Annotated in this window: 21 protein-coding genes and 1 pseudogene; 9 read left to right on the forward strand and 13 right to left on the reverse strand. The window is 63.5% G+C overall.

Annotated features, from left to right (window positions below; all coding sequences use genetic code 11):
• Positions 1-15: 15 nt before the first annotated feature.
• The 3 genes from AC1DJW_RS14460 to AC1DJW_RS14470 are packed head-to-tail and all read left to right on the forward strand — an operon-like array spanning position 16 to position 2,036.
• A complete protein-coding gene (locus AC1DJW_RS14460; protein ID WP_284753719.1) occupies positions 16-870 on the forward strand; it encodes an SGNH/GDSL hydrolase family protein in 855 nt (284 codons plus the stop codon).
• Positions 867-1,739, forward strand: coding sequence for an NAD-dependent epimerase/dehydratase family protein (locus AC1DJW_RS14465; protein WP_476901733.1), 873 nt, complete (start codon positions 867-869; stop codon positions 1,737-1,739). The genes AC1DJW_RS14460 and AC1DJW_RS14465 overlap by 4 nt, the downstream gene beginning before the upstream one ends.
• A gap of 54 nt (positions 1,740-1,793) precedes the next feature.
• Positions 1,794-2,036, forward strand: coding sequence for a hypothetical protein (locus tag AC1DJW_RS14470; RefSeq protein WP_284753723.1), 243 nt, complete (start codon positions 1,794-1,796; stop codon positions 2,034-2,036).
• Here the strand turns inward: AC1DJW_RS14470 and AC1DJW_RS14475 are convergent.
• Positions 2,033-2,701 carry an FMN-dependent NADH-azoreductase gene (locus tag AC1DJW_RS14475; protein WP_476901734.1) on the reverse strand — a complete coding sequence of 223 codons (669 nt, stop codon included), beginning with the start codon at positions 2,699-2,701 and terminating at the stop codon, positions 2,033-2,035. The two genes, AC1DJW_RS14470 and AC1DJW_RS14475, sit on opposite strands and share 4 nt — an antisense overlap.
• A 254-nt stretch (positions 2,702-2,955) precedes the next feature.
• On the opposite strand from AC1DJW_RS14475, the gene AC1DJW_RS14480 reads away from it, so the two are divergent.
• Positions 2,956-3,372, forward strand: a complete 417-nt coding sequence (locus tag AC1DJW_RS14480; protein WP_390282557.1) for a winged helix-turn-helix transcriptional regulator — start codon at positions 2,956-2,958, stop codon at positions 3,370-3,372.
• Between the two features lie 52 nt (positions 3,373-3,424).
• Here the strand turns inward: AC1DJW_RS14480 and AC1DJW_RS14485 are convergent, their stop codons facing one another.
• Positions 3,425-4,810: an AAA family ATPase gene (locus AC1DJW_RS14485; protein ID WP_390282558.1), complete on the reverse strand. Its 1,386-nt coding sequence runs from the start codon at positions 4,808-4,810 to the stop codon at positions 3,425-3,427.
• Between the two features lie 58 nt (positions 4,811-4,868).
• Between AC1DJW_RS14485 and AC1DJW_RS14490 the strand changes: the two genes are divergently transcribed.
• On the forward strand, positions 4,869-5,099 hold the full coding sequence (locus AC1DJW_RS14490) for a hypothetical protein (protein WP_459342515.1): 231 nt from the start codon (positions 4,869-4,871) through the stop codon (positions 5,097-5,099).
• Positions 5,100-5,109: 10 nt separating this feature from the next.
• On the opposite strand, the gene AC1DJW_RS14495 is transcribed toward AC1DJW_RS14490, so the two are convergent.
• From AC1DJW_RS14495 to AC1DJW_RS14515, 5 genes and pseudogenes are all read right to left on the reverse strand, one after another.
• Positions 5,110-6,318, reverse strand: a complete 1,209-nt coding sequence (locus AC1DJW_RS14495) for a serine hydrolase domain-containing protein (protein WP_476901735.1) — start codon at positions 6,316-6,318, stop codon at positions 5,110-5,112.
• Positions 6,319-6,486: 168 nt separating this feature from the next.
• Positions 6,487-7,197, reverse strand: a pseudogene (locus AC1DJW_RS14500) (bifunctional allantoicase/(S)-ureidoglycine aminohydrolase); the annotation flags it as partial.
• A gap of 10 nt (positions 7,198-7,207) precedes the next feature.
• Positions 7,208-8,476, reverse strand: coding sequence for a DUF6986 family protein (locus AC1DJW_RS14505; protein WP_459342517.1), 1,269 nt, complete (start codon positions 8,474-8,476; stop codon positions 7,208-7,210).
• A 2-nt stretch (positions 8,477-8,478) separates the two neighbouring features.
• Positions 8,479-10,074 carry a malate synthase A gene (gene aceB / locus AC1DJW_RS14510; protein ID WP_459342518.1) on the reverse strand — a complete coding sequence of 532 codons (1,596 nt, stop codon included), beginning with the start codon at positions 10,072-10,074 and terminating at the stop codon, positions 8,479-8,481.
• Between the two features lie 26 nt (positions 10,075-10,100).
• Positions 10,101-11,489 carry an NAD-dependent malic enzyme gene (locus tag AC1DJW_RS14515; protein WP_284753739.1) on the reverse strand — a complete coding sequence of 463 codons (1,389 nt, stop codon included), beginning with the start codon at positions 11,487-11,489 and terminating at the stop codon, positions 10,101-10,103.
• A gap of 210 nt (positions 11,490-11,699) precedes the next feature.
• Here AC1DJW_RS14515 and AC1DJW_RS14520 point away from each other — a divergent pair, with 210 nt between their 5' ends.
• The gene (locus AC1DJW_RS14520; protein ID WP_059389461.1) at positions 11,700-12,455 is read left to right on the forward strand and encodes an IclR family transcriptional regulator; all 756 of its coding nucleotides are present in this window, start codon (positions 11,700-11,702) and stop codon (positions 12,453-12,455) included.
• A gap of 197 nt (positions 12,456-12,652) precedes the next feature.
• Here the strand turns inward: AC1DJW_RS14520 and AC1DJW_RS14525 are convergent, their stop codons facing one another.
• From AC1DJW_RS14525 to pucL, 4 genes are all read right to left on the reverse strand, one after another.
• On the reverse strand, positions 12,653-14,239 hold the full coding sequence (locus AC1DJW_RS14525; RefSeq protein ID WP_390282563.1) for an NCS1 family nucleobase:cation symporter-1: 1,587 nt from the start codon (positions 14,237-14,239) through the stop codon (positions 12,653-12,655).
• A 156-nt stretch (positions 14,240-14,395) separates the two neighbouring features.
• Entirely contained in the window at positions 14,396-15,220 is an 825-nt protein-coding gene (locus AC1DJW_RS14530) for a MurR/RpiR family transcriptional regulator (RefSeq protein WP_284753741.1), read from the reverse strand.
• 112 nt (positions 15,221-15,332) lie between these two features.
• Entirely contained in the window at positions 15,333-16,823 is a 1,491-nt protein-coding gene (locus AC1DJW_RS14535; RefSeq protein WP_476901736.1) for a nucleobase:cation symporter-2 family protein, read from the reverse strand.
• A gap of 218 nt (positions 16,824-17,041) precedes the next feature.
• Positions 17,042-17,956, reverse strand: a complete 915-nt coding sequence (gene pucL / locus AC1DJW_RS14540) for a factor-independent urate hydroxylase (RefSeq protein WP_172465633.1) — start codon at positions 17,954-17,956, stop codon at positions 17,042-17,044.
• Positions 17,957-18,372: 416 nt separating this feature from the next.
• Between pucL and AC1DJW_RS14545 the strand changes: the two genes are divergently transcribed.
• Positions 18,373-18,549: a hypothetical protein gene (locus AC1DJW_RS14545; protein WP_172465634.1), complete on the forward strand. Its 177-nt coding sequence runs from the start codon at positions 18,373-18,375 to the stop codon at positions 18,547-18,549.
• 113 nt (positions 18,550-18,662) lie between these two features.
• On the opposite strand, the gene AC1DJW_RS14550 is transcribed toward AC1DJW_RS14545, so the two are convergent.
• Positions 18,663-19,373 carry a DUF2510 domain-containing protein gene (locus AC1DJW_RS14550; RefSeq protein ID WP_476901737.1) on the reverse strand — a complete coding sequence of 237 codons (711 nt, stop codon included), beginning with the start codon at positions 19,371-19,373 and terminating at the stop codon, positions 18,663-18,665.
• A 40-nt stretch (positions 19,374-19,413) separates the two neighbouring features.
• Positions 19,414-20,808, reverse strand: coding sequence for an 8-oxoguanine deaminase (locus AC1DJW_RS14555; protein WP_476901738.1), 1,395 nt, complete (start codon positions 20,806-20,808; stop codon positions 19,414-19,416).
• A 387-nt stretch (positions 20,809-21,195) separates the two neighbouring features.
• Between AC1DJW_RS14555 and AC1DJW_RS14560 the strand changes: the two genes are divergently transcribed.
• Both AC1DJW_RS14560 and AC1DJW_RS14565 read left to right on the forward strand, forming a co-directional pair.
• Positions 21,196-21,690, forward strand: coding sequence for a nucleoside deaminase (locus AC1DJW_RS14560; RefSeq protein ID WP_459342524.1), 495 nt, complete (start codon positions 21,196-21,198; stop codon positions 21,688-21,690).
• Between the two features lie 15 nt (positions 21,691-21,705).
• The gene (locus AC1DJW_RS14565; protein WP_390282585.1) at positions 21,706-23,277 is read left to right on the forward strand and encodes an NCS2 family permease; all 1,572 of its coding nucleotides are present in this window, start codon (positions 21,706-21,708) and stop codon (positions 23,275-23,277) included.
• Positions 23,278-23,332 lie beyond the last annotated feature (55 nt).

Genomic DNA, 23,332 nt, shown 5'->3' on the forward strand with positions numbered 1-23,332 from the left:
GCTCGGGACAGGACGATGGACAAACCTCGCATATTCCGCTTCGCCGTCGCCGTTGTAGCCGCTGCTGCGGTCCTGGCCGGCTGTGCACAAGCGCCCGCCGTACCTGCCGACCCGTCCAGCGGGAACCCGACGGCGGCCCCGATCGCGCCCTCCGGGAGTCCGGCGGCAGCGGCCCAGGGCCCCAAGAAACCCGATTCCGGGCAGGATCCGTCAAAGCTTCCCGTGGGGTCCTTGTACAAGAACCCGGGCAACAACCGGAACGAAATCATCCTCGAGGACATCCGGCATACGGCTGTCCTCATTGGTGACTCCCAGTCGGAGCCACCGGGCTCATGGCCACGCGTGGCTTTGGGTTCCCTTGGTTACAAGGTGTACTCCGTGGCCCGCGGCGGTACAGGATACGTGGCCGCGACGAAGGCCAGTGGCAACTACATCGATGCGCTGCAACGTGGAGACTGGGTCCTGCCGTACGGGACCCCGCCGCTGATCATTGTCGAAGGTGGTGGCAACGACGCCTCCCGCAACGCCAGCGACGAGCAGATCACGGTCAACGCGAACAGGCTGCTTGCCGCCCTCAAAAAGAGGTACCCGCAGGCGAAGATCGCGATGATCGGAACCCTCGCCAGGGGCGCCAACGCCGGCGGGGGCCGGCGTACGCAGGTTGACACTTTGCTGGGCAACATCGCGGCAAAAGCCGGAACGACATTCTTCAGCGTGGGCGACTGGGTCAGCAAATATCAGCTTGCCGGGGACTTGGTAGACGGCGTGCACCTGAACGCTGCCGGGCATGCCAAGCTGGGCGGTGTCCTGGCAGCGGACATGGCCGCGGCGGGCCTTCGTCCGCAGCCGGATCAGGGGAGTGCCTCATGAAAATTGCAGTAACCGGAGGAAGCGGGAAACTGGGCAAGAGCGTGGTCCGTAGGCTGAGGGCCGATGGCCACGATGTCATGAACCTGGATCGCGCCGGTATGAAGGCGCGTGGAACGGTCACTGTGGACCTCCGCAACTACGGCCAGGTGGTGGATGTGGTCTTTGGCCTGGACGACCGCCACCACGGATTCGACGCGATCGTCCACCTCGGAGCGATCCCGGCTCCCGGACTGGTCCCGGATGCCGCAACGTTTGAAAACAACATGCTCTCCACCTACAACGTCTTCCAGGCCGCCAGGAGGGCAGGGATCAAGAAGATCGTCTACGCCTCCAGCGAGACAGTGCTGGGGCTGCCGTTCGACGTCGATCCTCCTTACATCCCCGTGGACGAGGAATACCCGGCGCGGCCGGAAAGCACCTATTCCTTGGTGAAGCATCTCGAAGAACAGATGGCCATCGAACTCACGCGCTGGGATCCCGAGCTGAGCATTGTGGCGTTGAGGTTCTCGAACGTGATGGACCCCGAGGATTATGAAGCTTTCCCGTCCTTTGATGCCGACGCGAAACTCCGCAAATGGAACCTCTGGGCGTACATCGACGGGCGCGACGGCGCGCAAGCTGTTGCTCGTGCCTTGGAGAACGGCAAACCGGGATTCGAAGCGTTTATCATCGCGGCTGCGGACTCCGTCATGAGCCGCTCAAGTGCCAGCCTGGCCGCCGAAATCTTCCCTGAGGTCCACGTGACCAAGGATTTGGGAGAACACGAAACCTTGTTGTCCATCGACAAGGCCAAGCGCCTCCTTGGTTTTGCACCGGAGCACAGTTGGCGGGACCACCACTCAAACCGCACCACACCCACCGAAGACTGAGTCCGCCGAAGACTGACGCTGGCAGAACTTCGCGCGCCGGAGAACAATTGATTTATGGTCAGCTATTCAGCCCTTGAAGACGCGTCCAGCAAGAATCCGCATGACTGGGGCCGGGCGATGGCAACGGCGATGACAAAGCTCCTGGATGCGGCTCGCATTGACGGACGGCATTTTGAACACGAGTTTCTCTATGGCGAAGAACTGCGCTTGAGGATCGACGAGAACAACGACGGCGCCACGGTCAAGCTCACGTGGACGCCCACGGACCAGGACCCCGGGCAGGAGGAGTCCCCCTAGTCGTTGACCAGCTGTAGCAGGCCCGCTGCGCTGAGCTTGCCGGCGAACGTTGTCGCAACCTCAGAAAGTTCCGTCTCAGCCGCACGGCGGGTGCCATCGACGTCGCCGTTGAGCACCGTCGGCGCGAAACGCACGTGGGTTGCATCCTCGATGCCCACAAAGTTGAGCCAGTCCGCGAAAAATGTGCTGCTGAAATCCTGCCCGAACGCTGCTGGCACGCCCGGCGCATACACTCCGCTGGTATGGATGGCCAAGGCCTGCTTGCCCTCCAGAAGGCCGCGGTAGCCGGTGGCCGGATCAAAGCCGAAGCTCCAGCCGGGCTGGGTCACGATGTCAATCCACTGCTTGAGGACGTACGGGACACCGGCGTTCCACATCGGAATATTGAAGACGTAGGCATCCGCCGCGGCGAACTGCTCGAAGACAGCTCGGGCGGCCTCCCAAGCGTTCATCTGTTCGGAGGTTTGGTCCTGCCCGGCCATCTTCGCGGCAGCGGCGATGCGCCCGAATTCGGGGAGGACGCCGGCGTCGAACAGGTTCAACGTCTCGACCTCAAAAGTCCGGCCTCCGGCAGACTGAACTTCGTCAATGAAGTGACGGGCAAGCCTCAGCGAGCCGCTGTGCGAGTCGCGGGGAGAAGCGTTGATGTGCAGGATCGCGGGCATGATAGTCCTTTCGGGCGGTGCCTTGGGCCGGGCGAAATGCCCGCCTGTATGATCCTCGCGGAGTTGCCGATGGCCCGGAAGAACGCACTTTGATGTGCCTAGGGCACTTTAAAGTGCCTTGCCTTACGGTGCTTCGGCAGGAATGGCCTCAAGACTAATCCGTGTGACAAATATTGCGGGAGCTTCCCGGAAGGAAACGCGTCGGTAGTACGCTGAGGCCGGCAAACGGATGAGCACGGGGAAAGTCTGGGGCAATGTCTCTCACAGCGGAACTGAAGCGGCAAGCAGCACAAACCGAATACAACGCGGAGCTGATCCATTGCCCTGCGCGCCACCTCCTCGAGGCAATCAGCAGCAAGTGGGTCACTTTGGTGATGCTGGCGCTCGCGGAAGGTCCACTCCGGCACAGCGAACTCCGCAAACGGATTCCAGGGGCCAGCCAGAAGATGCTTACGTCCACTTTGCGATCGCTTGAACGCGACGGGCTCGTGTCGCGCTGCATTACCGCGTCTGTTCCCGTGCGGACCGACTACGAGCTGACGCCCCTTGGCCATTCGCTGCTGAGCGTTGTCCACGAGATGAAGGAATGGGCCGAGGCCAACATGGACGACGTAGCTCATGCCCGCCTGGAGCACGACCGTCGTGCCTCAATTTCGGGTGACACGCGCTGATGTGGCGCTAGCGTCCACCAGCCAAGAACGGTGCTGCCGATGGATAACATGGCTACCCCGCACCCCCGTTGCTTCCGAGCAGGCTCCGCGTCAGGGCCTCGCTGTCCGCCATGAGCTGCCCCACTGCGGAGCCCAAGTGCACGTCGCTAGGGGTTTCGCCCGCCAGCGCGGCCGCGACCACCGCGCGTCGGATCAGTTCCTTCGCGAACGACGCCGTGGTGCCGGCGGTGTGGGCTGCGGCACCTTCGATAGCCGAACCCGAGAATGAGATTTCGTTCGAATACAGCCGTAGCAGTTCCACGCGTTCGTGCTTGGACGGAAGCGGGATTTCGACCGCCAGGTCCACGCGTCCGGGACGCTGGGCGAGGGCCCGTTCCAGCAGGTCCACGCGGTTGGTCGTCAGTACGAACGCGACATCGGCATCGTCGTCCAGACCGTCCATCGCGTCGAGCACCTCGAAAAGCAACGGTTTAGGCCCATGGCCGAAGCTGCGGTCTTCAGCGATCAGGTCGCAGTCTTCGAGCACGACGATGGACGGCGCCAAGGCCCTCGCGATCTTGGCCGCTTCGGAAATTCTGGCGAGCGAACCGCCGGAGAGGAGCACCGCCGTCGTGCCCTCGCTTTGGCTTAACAGGTACCGGACCGTGTGTGTCTTGCCCGTCCCCGGCGCCCCGTAGAGAAGGAGGCCGCGTTTGAGATGTTGTCCGTGTACCGCAAGGATGTCCGCTTGCCGCGCAATGCCAAGGGTGTGGCTCTCCACCTTGCTGAGGAGCCCATCCGGAAGGACCACGTCACTGCTGGCGAGCTGCGGGCGCCTGATGAAGGTCACGCCGCTGATGCTCGGCCCGTAGTCGCTGACGGCGAGCGCGATAACTTGGCCCTTGAAAACGCTTTGGTGCTCCATTTCGCGCCGCACCTCGGCAAGGAGTTCGGAAGCGACCCCAGGGTGCGTGGCCAGGACTTCAAGTGACGCGGTTTGCCGGCCGCGATCCAACTTCGCGCCGCGCTGGAGGACCGCTACAGGTGATCCGGCGTAGTTGAAGAGCCGGAGCCCCAGCGCAACGGCTTGTCGCTGTTGGTCCGGACCAGTGGCGAGGTTGCTGTAGTCCGGCTGGGCGAGGGGAAAACTCGGGTAACTGCGGGATTGCTGCAACATGTCGCTGAACGACATGTGGTGGCGCTGATCGCCGCCGCCGATTCCTACCAGCCGCCAGTCCGGGTCGCGGCCAGCCAGCCCTTCCATCACGATGTCCACATCCACCAAGCGATGCTGCGGGATCTCCTCCGTCACGACGGAAAGTTCGTGGGCGGGAACGGCGAGGTGCCTGGTCAGTGCCTGCAGGAGTTGTTCGCCGTCATCGGCACGGTCCAGCCCAAACTGGGCCAGCCTTGTCAGTGTTCCGAAGTCCTCGATGAATTTCCCCAATTTTTCATCCATGCACAGACCCTAGCAGGAGGGGCATTGCACGGTCAGCGGGCCAGTGCGACAGTGAACCATGGCTACGGAGGAAGACGCCCGAGTGATTTGCCGTGGATTGCCCGGCGTAAGCGAGCGGCCCAGTTGGGGCCAGCCGGCGTGGTTCGGCAAGACATTGATGGCCCGGATGTGGGTCCGCCTGGCGAGGATCGACGTCGAGGAACTGGACGAACTGCTGCAGGAGTCGTACCGGCTCGCGGGCGGAGGGGCACCTGGCGGAGAGAAACCTGGCGCGGGAGCGACGGGCTGAGCATTGCGACTCAGCAGAGCCCGTTCATGGTCGCGATAGCCACTTGCCGAAGCTGCTCGAACTCTGCTTGGCCGCTGCCATCTGTCGATTCAATGTGCTTGTCCGTATCGGATGGATACGCGAAGCTCATTGCTATCTGGCGGCTCCCGTCGCTCGTGGATAACGCGATGCTCGCAAACCATGTGCTGCCGCCGTAGCCGTAGTAGAAGCCGTTCGTGCATTCGTCATTCCAACGCTGCAGGCCGAGTCCGTGGTTGTCCTGCCACAGGGTTTGCATGTCGCGGAGGGTGCTCGCCGTGAGTAGCCTGCCCTGCATGAGCGCTGCATAGAACGTGTTGATATCGCCTACCGTGGAGATAACTCCTTCTGCGGGAGAACCGACGAGATACTCCGGCTGCGAGGCGTTGATGCGCTCGCCGTCGATGAATTCATAGCTCTGGATCATGTCGCGCGCATCACGGTCCGGCTCGGCTGACAGCGAGGTGTGGCTCATTCCGAGCGGCACAAAGATATCTGATTTCAGGACATCGCCGATAGGCCGGCCGCGGAGTTTTTGCACGATCGCGGCCAAGGCGAAGTAGTTGGCATCCGAATAGCGGAACAGCTGGAAGTTTGCGTGCGCCCACGGCACGGTCCCGGCCATCCGGAGGTAGTCCTGGATGCTGAACTTCGTGTCGATGGCCTGCTTGGTCGGCATGGCCTTCAAGATGGCTTCGGGTGCGTCGGGCAGGCCGGAGCTGTGGTTCAACAGGGAGCGGACCGTGACAGGGCCCGGCGGGTGGACGAGCTGCTCGAATTCCGGGAAGTACTCCGTGACAGGGTCTTCAAGGCCCAGCTTTCCTTCCTGGACCAGCTTGAGTACCGAGACTGCAACCATTGACTGAGTGATGCCGCCGGCCTGGATCCGGTCGGTCACGGCTACCGGTTCGCCGGTCTCGACGTCTTGGCTCCCGTAAGCCTGGGACCATTCCCGGCCCCGGACTTTGATCTGGACGACGACGGCCGGCGCGCCCCGGTTGAGCATTTCATGCGCAAAGAAATCCGCAACAGGGGATTCCGGCACTGCCCCTTGCGAATCGGACGACGAGGTACCTGCGGGGGGTTCACTTGTCAGAGGGTAAGTGCAAGCGCCGGACGCCAAGATCAAGGCCAGGACGACGGCCACCCGGAATCCCGCCCGGGATACGCCGGAAGTGTGAGAGGCCCGCGCAGCCTCCATGGCTGCCTCCTGAAGCTACGCCGCGGGGCAACGGCTAGGCGCCCTTGCCCCCGTAGTTTTGATCGTCCTCTTCGGAAGCGAAGGGGTCAACGTTGAGAACCCGGGTGCGGCCCAAACCCAACCGACTCGCAGTAGTTGTCGTTATGAGCGCTCATAACGACAACAACACATGAAGTCGCCTGCCTCCACTTCGACCCAGTCGTTGTTGAGCAGGTACATGCCCTTGCCCTCCAGGACGTACAGGCCGTGTTCCATGACGTGGGTTTCCGGGAACGGGATGACGCCGCCGGGCTGGAACGTCACGATGTTCACGTGCATGTCGTGGGCCAGGTCGTTGGGGTCCGCGAAACGCGTGGTTGCCCAGACACCGTTGACGTCAGGCATTTCGCCGGCTTCAACTTCGTCGTCACTCGTGACAAAGGACTTGGCTTCGTAGCCCTCAAGGCGCTCGTAGGCCTTGCGGATCCAGTGGAAGGAGACGATGTCGTCCGAGACGTTCTCAAGGCCCCAGTTGGAACCGGCAGCCAGGTAGGCATAGCCGCCCTCTTCGAGCTGGTGCAGTTCGCCGTCGAGGGTCAGGTTGACCTTGCCCTTGGTGACAAAGACGACGCCTTCGACGCCTGCTTCGAACTCTGCCTTGGGAGCGCCGCCACCCGGGCCGATCTCAACGATCAACTGGGAGAACGTCGTGGCGAATCCGGAGATCGGGCGGGCAATGATCCAGGAACGCGTGTTCGAGAAACCCGGCAGGTTGCTGGTCACGATATCGGTCAGCACGCCCTTGGGGATGACCGTGTAGGCCTCCGTGACGATCGCGCGTTCAGTGGTGAGGTGGGTCTGCGGCGGCAGGCCGCCCTGGGGATAGTAGTACTTGCCCATCATTGGATCCTTACTTGGAGGTGGTGTGTGCGAGCCGGGGATGCGCCAGTGCAGTCAGCCGGGGGAGTTCGACGCCGGCAAGCGCCAGCACTTCTTCGGCACCTACCGCTCCGCACTGGACGCCGCGGAGGACGAAGGCGGCCAGTGCCCGGGCGGTGGCGGGTTCGTCCATGACGCCGCCTTCGGTGCGTTCCACGTAGTTGCGGAGGCGGGCCGCTGCGGCGGGCAGGCCCTCGCGGTAGAAGGCGTACGTTGCAGCGAAACGGCTCGGCAACTGGGCAGCATGCAGGTCCCAGCCCTGGTAGTAGCCGCGCTCAAGGGAGCGGCGGACCAAACGGCCGTGCAGCTTCCACGCGTTTTCCACGTTGTCGCCCACCGGGATGATGTTGGTGGAACCGTCCGAGAGCCGGATGCCCGTCCCCGCAACGGCCAACTGCATGACTTCCTTCGCGAAATCCGCCACCGGGTGCTCCATGGACTGGTACTCCGCGGAGATCTGCAACGAAGCGGAGTAGTCATAGGTGCCATAGTGCAATCCACTGATGCGGCCCGGAACTGCGTGCGGAAGCTGGGCCACGGGGGAGGTCCCCTCCGGGCCGAGGATCAGTTGCGGCGTCTCTACCTGGACTTCGAAGCGGAGCCGGCCCGCCGGTAGCGAGTGGATCTCTTCGAGCCGGGAGACCGCGAAGTCCATGGCCTGCACCTGGGCCACCGTGGTGACCTTCGGCAGGGTCAGGATGAGTCCCTCGGGCAGTTCTCCGGCCGAGGCCAAAGTGGAGACGAACAGGTCCAGGGTCTTCAGGCCACGTGCCCGGGTGGGGGCCTCGAAGCACTTGAACCGGATGCCGATGAACGGCGGGGCCGAACCTGCGGCAACGGCTTCGCTGACAGCCTGGGCAGCCGCTACGGCCGCGACGTCTTCTGCTTCGTCGCCCCGGTCGCCGTAGCCGTCCTCGAAGTCGAGGCGCAAGTCTTCGATCGGTTCGCTGCGCAGTTTGGCAGCCACACGGGTGGCGACGGCGGCGGCCAGTTCGGGCTCCTGGCCCAGCAGCGTACCGAGCCTTTCGAGACCGCCGTGGGCCTCCGCCGTCGTGATTGCCTGGGCGCCCCATTCAGCCGACAGCGACGGCGTGAAACGGTCCGCCGGGACGTACACCGTGTGCACAGGCTGGCGGGTGCCGTCGTCGCCGGGGTAATTGCGCTCCAGTAACTGGTCAGTCGCGGCCAGTTGGGAGTCGATCGCGGCAAGATCTGCCGCCGAGAAGGAGGATGCGGCCATTCCTACACCAGCTCGTAGGCGGGAGTGGTGAGGAAGTCCGTGTAGTCCTCGGAGAGACAGATGTCCCCGATCAGGCGGCTCGCCGGCTCGTAGAACTTCTCGAAGGACTCGGCGTCGACCTCTCCGCGCAGGCGGTCAGTCTCTTCGCCAAGGATCCGGGTGACCAGTTCGCGGGTGACCGTGTTGCCGGTGTCGGCGAGGACGGACTTGTTGCGGATCTGCTGCCACACCTGGGAGCGGGAGATTTCCGCCGTGGCGGCGTCTTCCATGAGGTTGTGGATGGCGACGGCGCCGCTGCCCGAAAGCCACACCGCGGTGTACGCGACGGCGACGTAGAGGTTCAGGCGAAGCCCGGCCTCGGTCACGTGGCCACCGGCTGAGGAGATGTCCAGCAGCTGATCGGCGGTGACGGAGACCTCCGGGCGCTGCTTGTCCAGCTGGTTCGGCTTGTCGCCGAGCACGGAGTCGAACACTTCGCGGCACGTGGAGACGAGGTCCGGGTGGGCCACCCAGGAGCCATCGAAACCGTCGTTGGCCTCGCGGGTCTTGTCCGCGCGGACCTTCTCGAAGGCCTGGGCCGTGACTTCGGGCTCGCGGCGGTTCGGGATGACGGCTGCCATGCCGCCCATCGCGAAGGCTCCGCGCTTGTGGCAGGTCTTGACCAGCAGTTCCGTGTAGGCCCGCATGAACGGGGCCGTCATGACCACGGACGCGCGGTCCGGCAGGATGAAGGACTCGCCGGCGTCGCGGAAGTACTTCACGATGCTGAACAGGTAGTCCCAACGGCCCGCGTTCAGGCCGGAGGCGTGGTCCCGCAGTTCGTAGAGGAACTCGTCCATTTCGAACGCGGCAGGGATGGTTTCGATCAGCATGGTGGCGCGGACGCTGCCCTGCGGGATGCCGAGGTAGTCCTGAGCGAAGACAAAGATGTCGTTCCAGAGGCGTGCCTCGAGGTGGCTTTCCATCTTGGGCAGGTAGTAGTACGGGCCGTGGCCGTTGAGCAGGAGCTGCTTGGCGACGTGGAAGAAGTGCAGGCCGAAGTCCACCAGTGCGCCCACGGTGGGTTCGCCGTCGAGCAGCAGGTGCCGCTCGTCCATGTGCCAGCCGCGGGGGCGGGCGACGACGACGGCGAGCGGCGCGTCGGTGCGGAGCCGGTATTCCTTGCCCTCCGGTGAGGTGTAGCTCAGGGTGCCCTGGGCGGCGTCGCGGAGGTTGAGGATGGCGTCGATGACGTTCGCCCACGTGGGGGTGCTGGCGTCCTCGAGGTCCGCGAGCCATACCTTGGCGCCGGAGTTCAGGGCATTGATCGCCATCTTGGCCGGGGAGGCCGGGCCGGTCATCTCGACCCGGCGGTCCTGCAGGGCCTGGGGTGCTTCGGCAACCTTCCAGTCGCCGTTGCGGATGTCCTGCGTTTCGGGCAGGAAGTCGAGGCGGCCGGTGCGGGCCACTTCTTCACGCTTGGCGACGCGGGCCGCGAGGAGCTCGGTGCGGGTGCCCGCGAAACGGCGGTGCAGTTCCTCCACGAAGGCCAACGCCTTGGGAGTCAGGATCTCCTCGGCGCGTTCGATCGGCCGGGGGTCTGTGACTGTGAGAGCCATGGGGTGGTCCTTTCCTAGGGAGCGCTCTAGCGGGCTGCGTTTGCTGCGTTTGCTACGGCTGCGGCGACGTCGGCGGCAACGTGGGGGTCGAAGACGCTGGGGATAATGTAGCTCGCATTCAGTTCATCATCTGCAACCCGCTTGGCGATAGCCTCTGCGGCGGCCACGAGCATTTCCGGGATGATGTCCGATGCTCCGGCGTCGAGGAGTCCGCGGAAGAAGCCCGGGAAGGCCAGCACGTTGTTGATCTGGTTCGGGAAGTCGCTCCGGCCGGTGGCGACCACAGCGGCGTGCTTGGAAGCGATCACCGGGTCGATTTCCGGGGTGGGGTTGGCCATGGCGAACACGATCGCGTTCTCGGCCATCGAGGCGACCTGCTCTTCGCCGATCACATGGGGAGCGCTGACGCCGATGAACACGTCGGCACCCTTGAGGGCTTCGTGCAGCGTGCCGGAGAAGCCTGCCTCGTTGGTGTTCGCGGCAATCCAGGAACGGTGCTCGTCGTCGTACTTTTCGCCCGAGTGGATGGCGCCGGAGCGGCCGGCGGCGACAATGTGCTGCGCGCCCTGCGCCTTGAGGAGCTGGATGATCGCAGAGCCGGCGGCGCCGACGCCGGAGACAACGATCTTGACCTCGGACAGCTTCTTGTCCACCACGCGCAACGCGTTGACGAGAGCCGCGAGGGTGACAATTGCCGTTCCGTGCTGGTCGTCGTGGAAGACCGGGATGTCCAGCTCGTCGCGGAGCCGCTTCTCGATTTCGAAGCAGCGCGGGGCTGCGATGTCTTCAAGGTTGATGCCGCCGTAGACCGGAGCCATGGCCTTGGCGATCATGATGATTTCTTCAGTGTCCTGGGTGTCCAGGCAGACCGGCCAGGCGTCGACGTTGGCGAACTGCTTGAACAGCGCGGCCTTGCCTTCCATGACAGGCAGTGCCGCGGCCGGGCCGATGTTGCCCAGGCCAAGGACGGCCGAACCGTCGGTGAGGACGGCGATGGTGTTCCGCTTGACCGTCAGGTTGCGGGCAGCTGCCGGGTCCTCGGCGATGGCGAGGCAGACGCGAGCGACGCCGGGAGTGTAGGCGCGCGAAAGGTCGTCGCGGTTGCGCAGGGCCACCTTCGGGACGACCTCGAGCTTGCCGCCCAGGTGCATGAGGAAGGTGCGGTCCGAGACGTGCTGGACAGTGACGCCATCGAGCGCGTTGAGGGCGTCCTTGACGCGGTTGGCGTGGTCTTCGTCCGTGGTGTTGCAGGTGACGTCAACAACCAGGGTGTCGTGGTGCGACTCGGTCACATCCAGCGCGGTGACGGCCGCACCGGCAGCGGCGACCGCAGCGGCCAGCTCGCTCGTGGCAGTGAAGCTCGACGGCGCGGCGACGCGCAGGGTGATCGAATTTCCGGGGCTCGGGTTCGCCATTGAATTTCCTCCTCGTACAGGCCCTTAGCGGGCCTCCGCTCAAACCGAATGTTTTCGTATTATGGATATTATTATCTACAAAGTGGAAACACAAGCCCTGATCGGCAGGCAAGCATTCCGGCGTCGCGTGCTGTATCTTGAGTGTTCTAAGCAATTCTTTTCACGATGCGGATAAGAGTTGTCGGATTCCGAGCCATAGGAGACAACGGAATGGCTGAAAAGCCCTCGGGAGGCGTGCAGTCCGTCGAGCGCGTCTTCGAACTGCTGGAACTCATCACCGACGCCGGCGGAGACGTCACGTTGAGCGAACTGTCGTCGTCGACAGACCTGCCCCTCCCCACCATCCACCGCCTGCTGCGCACGTTGGTGTCCCTCGGCTACATCCGGCAACTGCCCAATCGTCGCTACGCACTGGGCCCCCGGCTCATCCGGCTTGGCGAAGGCGCCAACAAGCAACTCGGAGCCCTTGCCCGTCCCCAGTTGAAGTCCCTCGTGGACCGGCTCGGCGAAACATCCAACATGGCCGTGCTGGATTCCGACATGGTCATCTACGTTGCCCAGGTTCCGTCACTGCACTCCATGCGCATGTTCACAGAGGTGGGCCGCCGCGCCCACACGCATGACACCGGCGTCGGAAAGGCCATCCTGGCCCAGCTGGATGACGAAGTGGTCCGCGGCATCGTAGCCCGCACGGGTATGCCGACTCCCACGGCAAAGAGCATCGGGGACATCGACTCCCTGCTCGCCGATTTGAACCGGATCCGTGAACGCGGCTACTCGATCGACGAGGAAGAGCAGGAGATCGGCGTCCGTTGCTTCGCGATGGCCGTCCCGAACGCTCCGACGCCGACCGCTATTTCCGTTTCCGGACCGGTGTCCCGCGTGGACCAGCACTTTGCCGACCGCGCCGTGCCGTTGCTGCGCGAGGCCGCCCTCGCGATCTCTGCCGAGCTGAACCAGAACTAATCCGTCCCGATGCTCGCTCACTTGTGTCGGGTTTCGGGTGGACGCTGGCTCACTTGTGTCGGGTTTCGGGCCGACGCTCGCTCACCTATGTCGTGTTTCGGCCGATGCTCGCTCACGGGGTGAGCGAGCATCCTGGTATTTGGCCCCATAGGTGAGCGAGCGTCCGGCGGGTCCGTTCCGTGGGGAGGGGCGGGCGCTCAGGCGAGGGCGCCGTCGTTCGCTTCGACGCCGTTAGGCTCCAAGTTGATCATCGGGGAGCGCCGCTCGAAGTACCAGAAAGTCAGCAGGCCCAAGGCGCAACCGAGGAACCAGCTGTAGTTGCCGATCCACGTGGCGTTGACCGTGGTGGCACCAGAGTCAAGGAGCGCTTTGGGGACCAGGACCGAGGCGATCGACACCACGCCGCTGATGGCGACTGCCTTCACCGCGTTCGGGTTGTAGCCGTTGCGGAACCAGTACTTGCCGCTGGGCTTCATGGTGTACATGTCCTCAACCCATACCTTCTGCTTTCCCACGAGGTAGTAGCCGGCGATGAGGATGCCGAAGAGCGGGCCGATCAGCGCCCCCAGAACCCCGAGGGTGTAGTGGATGGCGTCGTCATTCGAGTACCAGTTCCACGGGGTCAGCACGACGGATCCGCCCGCGGCGATCATGCCACCCATGCGCCAACTGATCTTCTGCGGGCTCACGTTGGAGAAATCGAACGCCGGCGAGATGAAGTTGGCCACGATGTTGATGCCCACGGTCGCGATGACAAAGGTCAGTCCGCCGAGCAGCACCGCGAACACCGAATCGATTTCCTGCACGGTCTTGACCGGGTCCGTGATGAGGTGCCCGAAGACCGGGATGGTGGCCGACGCCGTGATGACCGTGAGCAGCGAGAAGAACAGGAAGTTGATGGGCAGGCCCAGGAGATTGCCCTTCTTGACGGCCTGGAAGCTCTTTCCGTAGCGCGCGAAGTCGCCGAAGTTGAGCATGGGGCCGGAGAAATAGGACACCACCAAGGCGATCGCGGAGATCATGACCGGGATGGAGGCCGCGAAGTCGAGCGGTTCGCCCGCGGAGAGGTTGAGGCTGATGTTGCTGATGCCGGCCTTGGATACCAAGTAGATGGCAAGAACCAACATGACAACGTAGACGGCCGGTCCGGCGAAGTCGATGAACTTGCGGATGCTTTCCATCCCGTTCCAGAACAACGCGGCCTGGGCTACCCAGAGGATTCCGTAGCAAATCCAACCCAGGGCGGAAAGCCCGAGGAATCCGTACTGGTGGACGTCGTACAACGGTTTCATGGCCGGGAAGAACTTCAGGAACACGATCACCAGTGCTTCCGATGCCAGGAAGGTCTGCACCCCGTACCAGGCAACAGCGATGAGCCCGCGGATGATGGCGGGGATGTTGGCGCCCTTGACGCCGAAGACCGCCCGGTTGATCACGGGGTACGGCACGCCGGTCTTCTGGCTTGGCTTTGCCACGAGGTTGCAGAAAGCCTGGACAATCACGATGCCCACCAGCAGTGCCACCAACACTTGCCAGCTGGCCAGGCCGAGGGCAAAAAGACTGCCCGCCGTCACATAGCCGCCGATGCTGTGGACATCTGACATCCAGAAGGCGAACAGGTTGTAGCTGCTCCAGCGCTGGCTCTTCAGGGGCGCGAGGTCTTCGTTGCTGAGCCGCGGATCGCGGAGTGCCGCGGCGTCGTCGGTCGGGCTGCCCGGCAGGGTGCCCAGCGCGCCTGTGGGCCTTGTGCCGGTTTGCTCTGGGGCGAGTTGTGCTTCGGCCATCAGTTCCTCGAATCAGGGTTTTCCACGACAGGGGCAGTCGTTTCACTGATTCAATTCAATGGAACAGATGTTTCAGGACCGTTTCCGGGCAGCTAACTCTTCTTTACGCTTGGCGCCGGGTGCCCGGCGAGCGAGCCGGGGACAGCCGCCGTCGGACTACCGTCGCTCGATCTCTTCCAGTGCGTCGAACACCCCGGTGATTTCCCGGACGCGATCCCTTCCCGAGCGGCCCTTCGCCGCCAACACCCCATTAGCGATGACGCTCATGAGGCTCATGGCCGACGCGTAGCTGTCGAAGGCTCCGCTGCCCTCCACCGGGCATTCGATCCAGAGGGAGGCATCGGACGCAAGCCAGCGGGCGCTGGGGTCTCCGATCAGGATGGTGCTCGCGCCGGTGGAGGTGGCGGCCTTCAGGACATGCTGGAAACGGTCCGGCCTGCGCCGGAAGCCAAGCAGGACCACGACGTCGTTCCCGTCCAGTCCTGCCAGCTCCTCGCCCACGCTCTGGCCCGGCTGAGGGGCCAGGCTTACCGATGAACGGCATTGTAGAAGTTGCTGCCGTAAGTGGAGGGCTACGGGGAAACTGTTGCGGAAACCGATCAGCAGGACATTCCGGGCCTCAGCCAGTTGTTGTGCAACATTGAGGAGGCGATCGTCGTCGAGCGTGTCGAAAAGGCGGTCCAGGTTCTGCTGTTCCTGTGCCAAATGCAGGGGGAGCCCGCCGTCGCCCTCTTGCCTGGCGAGCGGCACTCCGCTGGACCTCAGGCTCCGGGTGTGTTCCTTGACCTCATTGAAATCGGCGAATCCCAGCCGGCGGAAGAGCCTGCTCATGGTGGCCTTGGAAACGCCGCTTAGCTGGGCGAGCTCGGCCGCGTTGTAGACCGCAAGGTCGCCCAAGCGGTCCAGCAGGGTATCCGCGGCCTTTTGTTCCTGCGGCCCAAGCTCCGAGTAGTGTTGTTCGATTCGCTCATCGATCCTCATGAAACAACCGTCTCACGCGGATCCGTAACTATCGCGAAATGGCAGGTGCTGCCGTTCTTGAGGAAGAGGGGCAACACCTGCCAGTTCGGCGCAGAAAGGCGCTTAAGGCCCGTCAGTGTTCGGCGGCGGTGCTCGACTTGAGCGGCACTTCCTTGCCCTCGGCGTCGATCAGCTTGCCGTTCTCGAAACGGTCGCCGTTCGCAAGGCAAGCAATATCCGATTCGTTGACCACGCGTCCCGTGCCCGCCACGAACACCGACTGGTTGTCCGAGTTGCCGGCCTTGAAGTGGTTGAAGAGCACGTTCAGCAGGATGGCCATGATGGCGGCCGAGCTGATGCCCGAGTGGAAGATCGTGGAGAACCAGGATGGGAACTGGTCGTAGAACTTCGGGGCCGCGATCGGGATCATCCCGAAGCCGATGGACGCAGCCACGATGATCAGGTTCATGTTGTTGCGGTACTCCACCTTGGAGAGCGTCCGGATGCCGCTGGCGGCCACAGTTCCAAAGAGTACGACGCCGGCGCCGCCCAGGACGGGCGTCGGAACCGCTGCGACCACTCGGCCGAGGACGGGAAGCACGCCGAGAACCACCAGGATGAGTCCGCCGGCACTGACCACGAAGCGGCTCTTGATTCCGGTGATGGCCACGAGGCCGACGTTCTGGGCGAAGGCGCTCTGGGTGAAGGAGTTGAAGAGAGGTGAGACGGCGCTTGAGAGCATGTCCGCACGCAATCCGTTGCCGATGCGCTTGGAGTCGACCTTGGTGCCCACGATTTCGCCAACCGCGATGATGTCCGCCGAGGTCTCGGTCAGGGTGACCAGGATGACGATCAGCATCGAAACAATGGACGCGATTTCGAAGGTGGGAGCACCGAAGGCGAATGGAGTGGGGAAGGCAACGATCGGACCCTGGCCGACCTTGGAGAAATCGGCCATTCCCGTGGCGAGGGCGATGACGGTACCGATAGCCATCGCAAGGAGGATGGAAAGTCGGGAGATGGCCGCGTTGCCGATCTTGCTGAGGAGCAGGACGATGCCCATCGTCGCGGCGGCGAGACCGATGTTCGCCATGCTGCCGTAGTTGGGTGCGGCGCTGTTGCCGCCCATGGCCCAGTTGGCTGCGACGGGCATGAGGGTCAGCCCGATCGTCGTAATGACGGTACCCGTGACCACAGGCGGGAAGAACTTGATGATCTTGGAGAAGAGTGGAGTGATCGCCAGGCCGATCAAGGACGCCACCATGACCGAACCAAACACCGCCTGGATTCCGCCGCCTCCGTGGACGATCGCCACCATGGTGGAAACGCCGGCGAAGGATACGCCCTGGACCAGCGGCAGTTGCGATCCGAAGAACGGGATGCCGATGGTCTGAAGGATGGTGGCGAGGCCGCCGACAAACAAGCAGGCCGCGATCAGGAGGCCGATGTCCTGAGAGGACAAGCCCGCGGCGGCTCCGATGATGAGCGGCGGTGCGATGATTCCGCCGTACATGGTCAAGACGTGCTGGAAGCCGTAGGCGAATGTGCTCCCGATCGAGAGGCGCTGGTCCTCGGGGCGGGCCGGCCCGGACTCTGCGGGGCGCGTTTTCTTCTTGGTGTTCATGGCAGACTTTCTTGGTTCATGGCAGACGTCTTTGTCTGGCTAACTTTGTCTGGCTAACAATGTGGTTTTGGGTATGGTTGCCCAACTGACTCGCATTTGATGTCGTTTTGAGGCTCCAAAACGACATCAAATGCGAGGGCCCACGCCGCCAGGGTTCCCTGGCCGAGCTTGCGAGGCGAGGGAGGCGGTGGGGATCAGTTGGGCGGGTACCTGGGGGCTTAGCAGAAGCCGGCGATGCCGTTCCACGCAGCCGGGGCAGGTGTGGTGTTGTCGCGCTGGACCGTGGCTTCGATCAAGCCGTACGGGCGGTCAGCCGCGAAGAAGACCTCGTTGGGGTTGTCGAGGCCGAACGGGCTGAGGTCCACCAGGAAGTGGTGCTTGTTGGGCATCGAGAACTTGATCTCGTCCACTTCGCTGTGGGCCTCGAGGACCTTCTTGCCCATGTCGAACAGGGTCTGCTGCAGGGCGTGGGAGTAGTTCTCCGTGAAGCCTTCCAAGAGCAGGGCCTTGATGTCCTCGTAGCTCTTGTTGAAGTCGGTCCCGGCAGCGTCGAGCCCGGTGTTGTAGCGCCAGCGTGCCGAGACGTCGGTGGCGAGGATGCGGTCCGTGGTCTCGGGCAGCGTGGTGTACCGGTCGCGGGGGTAGCCCACGAAGCCGGACTGCGTGGTCTTGAGGACGGTCAGGTCCTTGAGGCCGGAAATGACGTGCGTCGTATTGCCTTCGCGGACCACGACGGCGGTGCGGACTTCCTGCCCCTTGCGGACAAAGCTGTGGTCGTGTTCGGAGCCATGTGCCTGGATGCGGTCCCAGGTGTAGGCCTCGGCTTCCCAGCGGCCGCCCGTGACCCACTCGAATCCCGAGGTGAAGTGTTCGCTCAGGCGCAGGAGGAAGGCTTCGGGGGAGCCGATGCCGTCGCGGGCAAAAGCGTAGATGGTGTTCTTCTGGGTGTCCGTGGCGACGACGTGTGCGTTGTCGCCTTGGAGGTGCGCAGCCTGGAAGTCGCCACGCAATTGCGAGGTGACGTTAAGGTCTTCGATCTGGTGGCGGTCGGTGTCGCGGGTGACTTTGACGACGCGGACTTCAGCCTTGCCGTACTGGTTGTCGCCGAGGACGATCTTGTTGCTCATGGTCATATCCCAACTTCTATGAGGTGGAACCCCTAAGGTCCACCAATGAAATTAAGCGCGTGTTTCGTACGCGTTTCTGGTGGAGCCGACCCAACAAAAAAGAGCCGGCATCCGTTGATGCCAGCTCATTACGACCCTGCCTGCTGCTCCCAGGTTACGTGACCTGCGCCACGAATTGAAGAAAGCGTAGCCCACGTTTGCCAGTGGTGTACATCACTTCCGGAGAATCGTTATCTACTTTCCGATTGTGACCGACGGCGGCTGGCGGCGGGGGCGTGGCCCCGCGGGCGCCCCTTGACGCCGTTCGGGAATCCCCTCTACCATTTCCATATAACAAAAAATGTTTTCCAAGATGTGGAAAATACTCAAAAGCTTCAACCGCATCGCCACGGAGAACTTGAGCGCATGAAATAGGAGGACAGATGGACTCGCAGGATAAGAACAACGTCGTGGAATTCCCCGCGCCCGGCCAGGAACTGTACCTGCCGTTCGGCGCCACGGATCCTGACTTCTACATTCCGGCCGACTGTGACCGCACGCCCGGGACTTTCTCCCGCTGGCTGCGTGCCCTTCCCGTATTCGGCCGGCAGCGTTCCTAGGGCTCCTGCCCCTGGGGATGAGGGACTCTGCGCAACAGAGCCAAAAGGCGGGCGGCACCTGGGGAGGTGCCGCCCGCCGCTTTGTGCCGTGGGACAGATATTTCGCCCGGAGCCTACATTGGCAGGGCCTTGGCGATGGTCGAAACGATCATGCTCGCTTTGACCGCCACCAGGATGAAGCTCACAGCCACCAGGCCAATCAGTGCCCAAACCGGCGCGAGTCCGCGCTGCGGAGCGACCTTGTGGACAATCACGGAGCGGCCCACCACGTAGACTCCGGCGCCCAGGAATGCCCATGCCCAGTGGAAGGGGCGGACCACCCCGTCCCTTTGCAGCTTTTGCCAGTCGAGGTAGGACAGCAGAACACTGACCCCGTAGATCAGCCAGCCCGAAACGATGAGCAGGAAATATGGAACGCTGAATGCGCTGGGGTCGAGGGTGGGTACGCGCCTGGCGCCGACATACCGCAGGTGGAAGACCGGATTCCAGAGCAGCAGGATGATCAGGGTGATCACCGGCAACAGGGTGACGAGCCAGATGAATGGGTTGTAGACCGGGGTCTGCTTGCTGATTTCCGGGCGCGGTGCGGGCTGGACCGGTCCCGCGTATTGCGGAGGCCCCCCGTACTGCCCCGGACCGCCGTATGGCCCTGGCCGCGCGGCCTCGGGCCACGCCGCGGCGGGCTGACCCATTCCGGCCTGGCCCGGTGGGTTCCAAGCGTTTCCAGTCCAAGCGTTGCCGTCCCACCACCGTAGTTGCCCGGAGCCCGAGGGATCCGGGTACCAACCTGGAGGAGTCGGCGTGTTGTGCTGGGGGACGGTCATGATGTGCCTCCTGATCTACGACCTAATCGAGAGGCTACTCCTAACCCCTGACGATTTTCTGTGCGGCGGCTGAATGTTTGGCAATAAGTTCCGGGATGTCCAGATCGGGGATCAGACCGTCCACAACGCGCCACTTACCGGCCACCATGACGCGGTCGGCGCGGTCCGCCGCGCAGAGCAACAAGGCCGCGATGGGATCGTGGCTGCCGGAGAAGCGCAGCTCGTCAAGCGTGAACAAGGCTAGGTCGGCCTGCATCCCGGGAGCAATCTGCCCGATGTCCGTGCGGCCCAGCACCGCAGCGGATCCTCGCGTCGCCCAGCCGAGGGCGCGTTCCACAGGGACGTCCGCGCCGTAGCGCAGCCGCTGCAGATACAGCGCCTGCCGCGCTTCGAGGATCATGTTGGAGGCATCGTTCGAAGCCGAACCGTCCACTCCCAGCCCCACCGGAACTCCGGCCGCCTCAAGTTCCAGCACCCGTGCGGTGCCGGACGCGAGCCGCATGTTCGACGTCGGGCAGTGTGCGACGGCGGTGCCCGCGGCACCCAGCCGGGCGATCTCGTCGTCGTCGAAATGGATGCCGTGGCCAAGCCAGGTACGTTTTCCGAGCCAGCCGACGCTGTCCAGATAGTCCACCGTGCGCAGCCCGAACATCTCGCGGCAGAAATCTTCCTCGTCGATGGTTTCCGCGAGGTGTGTGTGGAGCCGGACATCCAGCCGTTCGGCCATGGCGGCGCTCTCGGCCATGATTTCCCTGGTCACGGAGAACGGCGAGCAAGGGGCCAACGCGATTTGGATGACCGCTCCGTCTCCACGTTCGTGGTACTCCCCGATCAGCCGTTCGCTGTCCGCGAGGATCACCTCCGGACGCTGCACAGTGGAACGCGGCGGCAGCCCGCCGTCGTCCTCGCCCAGCGTCATGGACCCTCGGGTGAGGGTGGCGCGCATCCCGAGTTCACGCACGACGCCGACCTCGATATCGATCGCGTCCTCAAGTCCCGCGGGGAAGAGGTAGTGGTGGTCGGCTGCCGTGGTGCAGCCGGAAAGCAGGAGTTCCGCGAGTGCTACCTTCACGGCAAGTTCGAGGCTGTCCGGCGTCAGCCGCGCCCACACGGGATACAGGTTCTGCAGCCAAGGGAACAGGGGAGCGTTGGCCGCCGGACCCCAAGCCCGCGTGAGGGTTTGGTAGAAATGGTGATGCGTGTTGATGAGCCCGGGTAGCAGGACATGGCTGCCGGCGTCGAAGGTTTGATCGCATTGCGCGGAAGGCTGTGCGCCGGCGGGGACGAGCTCGGCGATTTTCCCGTCGCTGACCACGATGCCGCCGCTGGCGTCGAGCCCGTTGGCGGTGAACACTGCGAGGGGATTCTTGATCCAGAGCCGGGAAGGTGCAGGCCTTGCTGGAGTTGCTGGCTGGAAATCGGATTTCGGGGACACGGGGATCCTTGTCTGGTCGGCGTAATTGCGTTCCAGCTCAGTGGTTCCTGTCTGCTGATCCAGGTTCCGGAGGTCAACCCTGCCGGTGGCACCCAGCGTAGGTCGCTCGCCGAAGTGCGTCAATGTGACCGGCGCCCGAACACGGCCTCATGCCCGGCGTTCAGCGTGAATTTCACATCTCGAAACTTTTTTTCCAGAAACTATGGCGCGGCTCACATCTCCGGTGCTAATCTCAATTTGCCAAAGGCGGGCACCCGGACTCCGGGAAGCTATCTACCAGGCGAAACCTTCAAAAGCACATGCTGAAGCCTGGTAATCGCAGCACTGGTCCGTCATGTCCAGACGCCTCCCTGGTTACAGGCTTCCTCAGCACTAAGGAAGTCGCACATGAGTACCACCGTCACGGCCGAACGTTTCTTGGCCACTTCCATTGAGCTGGCAACAGCCAATGTCCTCAACAGCGGCGGGCCGTTCGGCGCCGTCATTGTCACCGCGGATGGCCGCGCCTTCGAAGGCGTCAACCGGGTCACCGCTACCAACGACCCCACGGCCCACGCCGAGGTCACCGCCATCCGCAATGCCTGCCGCGAGCTCGGCACCTTCGATCTCAGCGGAGCCACCCTCTACACGAGCTGCGAGCCATGCCCCATGTGCCTCGCCTCGGCGCTCTGGGCACGCATCGGAAACGTGGTTTTCGCAGCAGACCGGCACGACGCCGCATCCGTCGGCTTCGACGACGCCGTCTTCTACGAATACTTCGAGAACGAAGACCGGGACAAGCTTATGCCGGTCCGCAAGCTGGAACTGGGCGACCCCCAGGCCCCGGCCATCCTGGAACCGTTCAACACCTGGAACACGCTTGACTCCAGGATTGACTACTAGGGCCCGGTGGCTGAAATGACAATCCTGGACCCCGCAGAAATGCGAACGGCAACTGAAAAGCAGGCTGCGCCTTCCGGCGCAGGGCAGACAGAAGCACGCGAAAAGCACACGGCAACCGGACTGGCGCAGCGGGGCAGCAGCCCCAGGCCCCCGGCGTCGAACTCCTTCCTGGATCGTTTCTTCCAGATCACCAAGCGTGGCTCCACGCTGGCCCGCGAATTCCGCGGCGGCATAGTCACGTTCTTCACGATGGCCTACATCGTTATCCTCAACCCCCTGATCCTGGGCGGATTCTCAGCCCAGAACGCACCCACGGATGTAGCTGGCGGATGGTTGTCCGCAGCCCAAGTGGGGGCGGTCACCGGCCTGACCGCCGGTGTCATGACGGTCCTCTTCGGCCTTATCGCGAACCTGCCGTTCGGGCTCGCCGCAGGCTTGGGAATCAACTCGTTCCTCGCAGTCGCCGTCATCCATGAAGTCACCTGGCCGGAAGCCATGGGCCTTGTGGTCATCAACGGCATCCTGATTGTCCTGTTCGGCGTCACGGGCGCCCGGACCGCGATCTTCAAGGCTGTTCCCAAGGAACTCAAGGCCGCCATCACCGTTGGCATCGGCCTGTTCATCGCCTTCATCGGCTTCGTCGATTCCGGATTCGTCCGCGCCACAAAAGGCGGACCGCCGGTACAGCTCGGCAACGATGGCTCCATCACCTCTATACCTACCCTCATTTTCATTGTCGGTCTGCTGGTCATGGGAATCCTCGTGGCCCGTAAGATCCAGGGTGGCCTCCTGATCGGAATCGTCGCCACCACGGTCCTCGCCGCCGTCGTCGAGGCCGTCATGCACATCGGGCCTGGCAGCGCCGCCAATCCCGGTGGCTGGCACCTCAACACCCCGGTACTGTCCGGCCAGCTGGTATCCGCCCCGGACTTCAGCCTGGTAGGCCACTTCGACCTCTTCGGTTCGTTCTCGAGGATCGGCGGCCTGGCGGCCACGATGCTGGTGTTCACCTTGGTGTTCACCAACTTCTTCGACGCCATGGGCACCATGACCGGCCTCGCCAAGAGCGCCGGCGTGGCTTACAAGGACGGTACGTTCCCCAAGCTCAAGTCGGCCTTCATTGTCGAGGGCCTGGGCGCGGTAGCCGGCGGCGCGACGTCGGGTTCGTCCAACACCGTGTACATCGACTCCGCTGCCGGCATTGGCGAAGGCGCCCGTACCGGCCTGGCGTCGGTGGTCACCGGCCTGCTGTTCCTGGGGTCGATGTTCCTGACCCCGCTCACCAGCGTGGTTCCGCTCGAGGTCGCAGCCGCAGCCTTGGTGGTAGTGGGAGCCATGATGATGGCACAGATCCGCGAGATCAAGTTCTCCAAGTTCTCCGTGGCCCTGCCGGCCTTCCTGACCATCGTTACCATGCCGCTGACCTACTCCATCGCCAACGGCATCGGCGTCGGGTTCATCTCCTGGGCCGTGATCCACGCGGCATCGGGGAAGGGCAACAAAGTCCACCCGCTCATGTGGGTGGTGACCGTGGGCTTCCTGATCTACTTTGCCCGCGGGCCGATCAGCGCGCTGATGGGAGCGTAGCCGGCCATTGAGACGGCGGTCCGGCCGCAAGTCACCGCAATGAATAGGCGTCCGC

The organism is Arthrobacter sp. 05L417 (genome assembly GCF_056397865.1).

Coding starts and splice junctions, on each gene's coding strand:
- AC1DJW_RS14460 (WP_284753719.1), top strand. CDS start 16: ATGGACAAACCTCGCATATTCCGCTTCGCCGTCGCCGTTGTAGCCGCT.
- AC1DJW_RS14465 (WP_476901733.1), top strand. CDS start 867: ATGAAAATTGCAGTAACCGGAGGAAGCGGGAAACTGGGCAAGAGCGTG.
- AC1DJW_RS14470 (WP_284753723.1), top strand. CDS start 1,794: ATGGTCAGCTATTCAGCCCTTGAAGACGCGTCCAGCAAGAATCCGCAT.
- AC1DJW_RS14475 (WP_476901734.1), bottom strand. CDS start 2,701: ATGCCCGCGATCCTGCACATCAACGCTTCTCCCCGCGACTCGCACAGC.
- AC1DJW_RS14480 (WP_390282557.1), top strand. CDS start 2,956: ATGTCTCTCACAGCGGAACTGAAGCGGCAAGCAGCACAAACCGAATAC.
- AC1DJW_RS14485 (WP_390282558.1), bottom strand. CDS start 4,810: ATGGATGAAAAATTGGGGAAATTCATCGAGGACTTCGGAACACTGACA.
- AC1DJW_RS14490 (WP_459342515.1), top strand. CDS start 4,869: ATGGCTACGGAGGAAGACGCCCGAGTGATTTGCCGTGGATTGCCCGGC.
- AC1DJW_RS14495 (WP_476901735.1), bottom strand. CDS start 6,318: ATGGAGGCTGCGCGGGCCTCTCACACTTCCGGCGTATCCCGGGCGGGA.
- AC1DJW_RS14505 (WP_459342517.1), bottom strand. CDS start 8,476: ATGGCCGCATCCTCCTTCTCGGCGGCAGATCTTGCCGCGATCGACTCC.
- aceB (WP_459342518.1), bottom strand. CDS start 10,074: ATGGCTCTCACAGTCACAGACCCCCGGCCGATCGAACGCGCCGAGGAG.
- AC1DJW_RS14515 (WP_284753739.1), bottom strand. CDS start 11,489: ATGGCGAACCCGAGCCCCGGAAATTCGATCACCCTGCGCGTCGCCGCG.
- AC1DJW_RS14520 (WP_059389461.1), top strand. CDS start 11,700: ATGGCTGAAAAGCCCTCGGGAGGCGTGCAGTCCGTCGAGCGCGTCTTC.
- AC1DJW_RS14525 (WP_390282563.1), bottom strand. CDS start 14,239: ATGGCCGAAGCACAACTCGCCCCAGAGCAAACCGGCACAAGGCCCACA.
- AC1DJW_RS14530 (WP_284753741.1), bottom strand. CDS start 15,220: ATGAGGATCGATGAGCGAATCGAACAACACTACTCGGAGCTTGGGCCG.
- AC1DJW_RS14535 (WP_476901736.1), bottom strand. CDS start 16,823: ATGAACACCAAGAAGAAAACGCGCCCCGCAGAGTCCGGGCCGGCCCGC.
- pucL (WP_172465633.1), bottom strand. CDS start 17,956: ATGACCATGAGCAACAAGATCGTCCTCGGCGACAACCAGTACGGCAAG.
- AC1DJW_RS14545 (WP_172465634.1), top strand. CDS start 18,373: ATGGACTCGCAGGATAAGAACAACGTCGTGGAATTCCCCGCGCCCGGC.
- AC1DJW_RS14550 (WP_476901737.1), bottom strand. CDS start 19,373: ATGACCGTCCCCCAGCACAACACGCCGACTCCTCCAGGTTGGTACCCG.
- AC1DJW_RS14560 (WP_459342524.1), top strand. CDS start 21,196: ATGAGTACCACCGTCACGGCCGAACGTTTCTTGGCCACTTCCATTGAG.
- AC1DJW_RS14565 (WP_390282585.1), top strand. CDS start 21,706: ATGACAATCCTGGACCCCGCAGAAATGCGAACGGCAACTGAAAAGCAG.